This window comes from candidate division WOR-3 bacterium, assembly GCA_016867815.1.
GTDB lineage: Bacteria > Hydrothermota > Tepidihabitantia > Tepidihabitantales > Tepidihabitantaceae > UBA2258.
Window position 1 is genome coordinate 1 of sequence record VGIR01000148.1, and the last position, 4,725, is coordinate 4,725.

General features: G+C 63.2%; 4 protein-coding genes. All 4 read left to right on the plus strand.

What is annotated here, in order from left to right; translation table 11 throughout:
* On the plus strand, positions 1–1,030 hold a 1,030-nt coding region (locus FJY68_13455; GenBank protein MBM3332831.1), incomplete at its 5' end, for a C1 family peptidase.
* 178 nt (positions 1,031–1,208) lie between these two features.
* A complete protein-coding gene (cas6, locus tag FJY68_13460) occupies positions 1,209–1,916 on the plus strand; it encodes a type I-MYXAN CRISPR-associated protein Cas6/Cmx6 (protein ID MBM3332832.1) in 708 nt (235 codons plus the stop codon).
* Between the two features lie 844 nt (positions 1,917–2,760).
* Positions 2,761–3,570: a hypothetical protein gene (locus FJY68_13465; GenBank protein ID MBM3332833.1), complete on the plus strand. Its 810-nt coding sequence runs from the start codon at positions 2,761–2,763 to the stop codon at positions 3,568–3,570.
* 59 nt (positions 3,571–3,629) lie between these two features.
* Positions 3,630–4,490: an HNH endonuclease gene (locus FJY68_13470; protein MBM3332834.1), complete on the plus strand. Its 861-nt coding sequence runs from the start codon at positions 3,630–3,632 to the stop codon at positions 4,488–4,490.
* Positions 4,491–4,725: the final 235 nt, after the last annotated feature.

The following is a 4,725-nucleotide window of genomic DNA, read 5'->3' on the forward strand; positions in this document are numbered from 1 at the left end:
AGGCTATGACAGCTACGGCGTGAACATGATGGAGGACCCCGGCGTCGGTCAGGTCAAGGCGGTCCTGGCGAACCGCACTACCTGCGTTCTCGGGATCAACATCTACCCCAACTTCGACAACATCGAGCAGTACGATACCGTCTATACTGTTCGCACCAAGTACGGCCGCAGCCGCGGCGGCCACGCACTCTGCATCGTCGGCTACGACGACAACAAGATGACTGCCGACGGCCCCGGCGCATTCCGGCTGGTGAATTCCTGGGGTGAGGGCTGGGGCAACAAGGGTTACTGCTGGATGTCCTACTACGCCGTCAAGAACGCCAAGGCGGGTCTAAGCCAGGGCTGGGTGTACGTCACCTTCGACAGGTACAAGTACAGCCCGACCGCGCTGGGGCGAGTGAAACTGACCCACCCTGGCCGGGACCGAATCACCATTACGTTCGGGGCGGGAAGCCCGGGCAACCCGCTGGCGTACTACACCTTCCGCCGGTTCTGGGCTCTGGACGGCCAGATTACGGACCGGCCGTTCCCGAATCACAACCTGGTGTTTGACCTCACCAATGGCGCGGAGTACTTCGACCAGACCGACACGGCCTTCTTTTCGTGTCTCGATCGGAAGAAGGACAAGAAGACGGGGACAATCGACTTCTTCTCAGTCGAGTATGGCAGCAGATACGGTTACTCGAGCCAGACGGTCAAGATCCCGGACTACGGCATCGCGGCGTACTCCAAGATCGTGCTCCCCTTCACGTTTGGCACCCAGGGGAGGCCGGTTGACGGCTCGGTGGCGGCCAGCCGGGCCAGCTATCGAAACGGCACGGCCCATGTCGCCTTCAACCTGGCCGCACGCGGAACCGTGCAGGCCGCATTCTTCGACGACCTGGGCCGGACAGTGGCTCGAGCGACCACGCAGGGCCATACCGGACCGAATGAACTCTCAGCCAGGCTGCCCGGGTCTACCGGCGTGTACTTCTACCGGCTGGTGTCAGGCGCGACCACCATGACGGGCAAGCTCGCGGCCATCCGCTGATCGAAGGAGTTCCTTCTCTCAGTGCCCCCGAACTCTCGGGGGCACTGCTCTTTCGGCAGGTGCAGATACCAGTGGGAAGCAAGTGACTTGCCGCTCTCGGGAGTGCTCCTCACAGTAGTGACGACTCCGGCCGCACGCCGCCCGTTTGACAGTTGGACAGGGTTGCCCATAATGAGCCATGCCGATTACTGAGATGAGCTTCCGCTTGCGCGGCACGCCGCTGCCCCAGGACCACGGCTACCAGCTGTATCGGGCCGTGGCGGGCGTCGTGCCGTGGATGGCTGAACCCGCGCAGATGGGCGTGGCACTGGTCCCGATACAGGGCAGCCCGCACGGCGGCTTCCTTCACCTGACCACGACCTCCCGCCTCGCATTCCGCCTCAATGCGGAAGACGCCGAGAGGCTGCTGCCGCTATCCGACCGGACTCTCGTCGTTGAGGCTGCGACGCTCAGACTGGGGTCGCCGACCGAGTACCGGCTAAGGCCTGTACCGGGGCTGGCGAGTCCGTTTGTTGTGGCCGAGCGCTGCCGCTACAGCGACGAGGTCCTGGAGTGGCTGAAGCGGGAATTCCTGACGCTAGACATCAAAGCGATGCCGACTCTGCGCCCGAGGCGCGGCCGCAAGGGCGCGGACCCGGACAAGCAAGGCAGAAGGTCATTCGTCTGCCCCTACGAGCGGCACATCCGGCATATCGACGGCAGGTCCGTCATCGGCTGGGAGATACAGGTCTTCGGGCTGTCGCCAGCGGAGTCTCTCCGGCTGCAGGAACAAGGAGTCGGCCCGGGCCGACGCTATGGCTGCGGCGTCTTTGCTCCGGTCGAAGGTGAACGGCCTCGACGGACACCAAAACTCGGCCCCACCGGAGTCTGGTTCCCTCCCTCCTGATGATGCCTACCCGGATGCCGGCTGCGGACGCCGGTCTGGACAGCAGCTTGAGTGCAGACGTCGGCATGCGGAGCCAGGGATAAACACCAATTGCCGACGCAACTCCCCTACCAACTGGCTGACTGAAGAGAAGGAATACCGGCCAACTAAGGAGAGACGCCCCTTGCGGGGCGTCTCTTTGTGCGAACCCTTCGGTCCGTCTGCCGGACTCCTTCTTCTTGGCGTTGCTTGGCGCCACCCGGACTCAAACGACCCCCCTGGAACCGGCCAGATCTAGTGCCGGGCAGAACAGATACGGCCGCGAGCCGCTCTGTCTCAGGCTCTCGTGAGTGCTAGCTCCCCGGCTAATCCGTCATCATCTTCTGCATCGTACTGCAGACGTACTAGCTCTTCGATCTTCAGTATCCACCGCTCCTGACCGGGCGAGTGGGAGGTCAGACTCCACTCCTCAGCCGGCATTCCCCCGTGGTCGCGGCCTCGAAACTCCATCATTCTCCTCCGTGCAGTTAACTCAGTTCATGCCATTCAATGCAAGTGCCGTGCCAGAAGCGGTGGCCGTCGCCAAGCTTGACAAACGCAGGAATCACAAGACGTTGCGCTGCCATACCCATCCCCTGCCTGATACTTGCACCCCTGATGATGTGCAGCAAAATCAGGCAGCAACTTGCGGCATTGTTCGACTGCGGTGCACGATCCCGCTCTGCGCGCAAAGTGACCTCTCGGTAGCTTCTGAGAGCTGCTGCAGGAAAACGACCTCGTTTGACAACACCCCCTGCGGTTCCTAGAATCAGACAATCCACTCTCGATCTAACCCGGCGCCGGCTCGCACGGCAGTCTACCACCGATGAGCTACACGTATGCGTGTGTCGTCTACGCGCTCTTGTTCCTGGTTGCGTGGGCCGTTGTCTTCGCCCTGGCACGCCGGGCACGCGCTGCCATGGTCTGGACCGGTGTCGTCTTTGCCCCGGCCGCGCTTATCTCTGAGCTATGGCACCTTCAAGACTACTGGCTACCCAAGTACGTCGTGCCCGTGAGGATCGGGACGTGGCACTTTGGCGGCGTCGAGGACCTCGTCTTCGGTTTCGCCCTCGCCGGGATTTCCGCCGGGGTCTTTGAGACCTTGGCGATGCGGCAGGGTCTTCCGGGTCTCCCCCGGATGACTTGGCACGCGTACCTGAGGATGACGGGGCTCGGCCTGGTCGGGCTGGTTCTCATCGCAGTGACCACCACGCTCGTCCAGCTGAGGTCCATGCATGCGGCCACCGTGTCGATAGCCTTGACGGCCGGCCTGGTGTTTGCGTTCCGGCCTGACCTCGCGCCCCGCGCGTTGCTGACCGCACTCGCCTTCGCCGGCTTCTTCTGGTTCTTCTACGCCGGCGTAATGCTCCCGCTCTACCCCGGCATGATTGACGCGTTCTGGATACCACACGGCAACGTCGGCATCCGGCTCGCAGGCGTTCCGCTGGAGGAGGTCGTCTGGGGGTTTTCCGCCGCGCTGTTCTCCGGCCCGGTGCTCCGGGCATGTGCGACGCCGATGGCGACAGGCCAGGGCGCCCCGGGCATGGCGAGTACGCCCACAGGCAGCCGAACAGCTCGTCTACGGTTGTCTGGTTTCGGGCGGCGGACGACGAGTGCGAACGAGCTTGACAGTTGAGCAGGTTCCTCGCACCATATGGGTATGTTGCGAACTAACGCCGAAATGAGACCGGGTCGATGATCTGGCACTACCGTTGTCCGCAGTGCGCAAACGCCCGCGAGGCCGCATGGGATGACATCACCCACGAGATGGTTTGTCCCGACTGCGGGTCCGCGCACTACCCACCGACGCCGGGGCAGGACCATGCCGCCTTCGTCGACGGAGAAAGCTGGCCATCGGAGATGGAGGATGAGGTCGTCGCGCAGCACGGAAGTGCGTGCGCGGTACCCGGGTGCTATCGTGAGCACACGACCCTCGTGCCGCGGCTGCCGTACGCAAAGGGCGGCAGGTCGTCGGTTGAGAACCTGATGCCGGCATGCGCCGAGCACGCATCTAGCCGGGGTCAGGGGGAGTACAACGAGTGGCTGGCCCGGTTTGCCAAGAAGGCTCCCGACATCGCCACATCGACCATCACGATCACCGCTACTGACCAGTGTGAGATGCCTGCTCAGATGTTCGGACAGATTGTCGGCGTCCACCCGGTCGCCGGGCAGATCTCCCTCCCCGGCCCGTTTCCGTCAGGAACGCGCCTGGTATTCGCCGCGCCGCTGGTTCCAGGTCCGGCCAACCGGTTGGTGTTCTACTACGAGTGGGGACTCGACCCGGGAGAGTCATGTCGCGTGATCCTCGGCTCCTGGCCCAGGACCGGCATGCCGGCTTTCACCGAGGGCTTCGGTAGCACGAAAGGCTACACGACCAACGACCACCGCGCCGGAGCGTGCCAGGAGAATTCGGCCCTGCTTGAGATGGTCCTGCCCGACTCCAAGGACGAACTGTGGGTCGCGGCTGTTTGGGTGCAGGCTCAGTCCGAAGGCGCAATCATCACCAACTACTACCTGGCTGCTGTCGTTGATCAGCCGGAAACCGACGCCTTCTAGAGACAGATCTCAATCCCGCTCCCGGAGTTGGAATTGCGGGTTGCCCCGTTGCAGTCGGGTTTCCGCTCTCTGAGTTGATTCCGTCCGGACATCTCTTTGTTCGCCTGCGCCAGTCCGTGTTTCATCAATTGCTGTCCGGAACACCTGACACTGAGCTGACGACGAGAAGCGGATTTCCACTATCATGAGAAACGACCGGGGCGGCCTGGAGGCCGCCCCGGGTCGGGCAGGGGTG

Coding starts and splice junctions, on each gene's coding strand:
- cas6 (MBM3332832.1), top strand. CDS start 1,209: ATGCCGATTACTGAGATGAGCTTCCGCTTGCGCGGCACGCCGCTGCCC.
- FJY68_13465 (MBM3332833.1), top strand. CDS start 2,761: ATGAGCTACACGTATGCGTGTGTCGTCTACGCGCTCTTGTTCCTGGTT.
- FJY68_13470 (MBM3332834.1), top strand. CDS start 3,630: ATGATCTGGCACTACCGTTGTCCGCAGTGCGCAAACGCCCGCGAGGCC.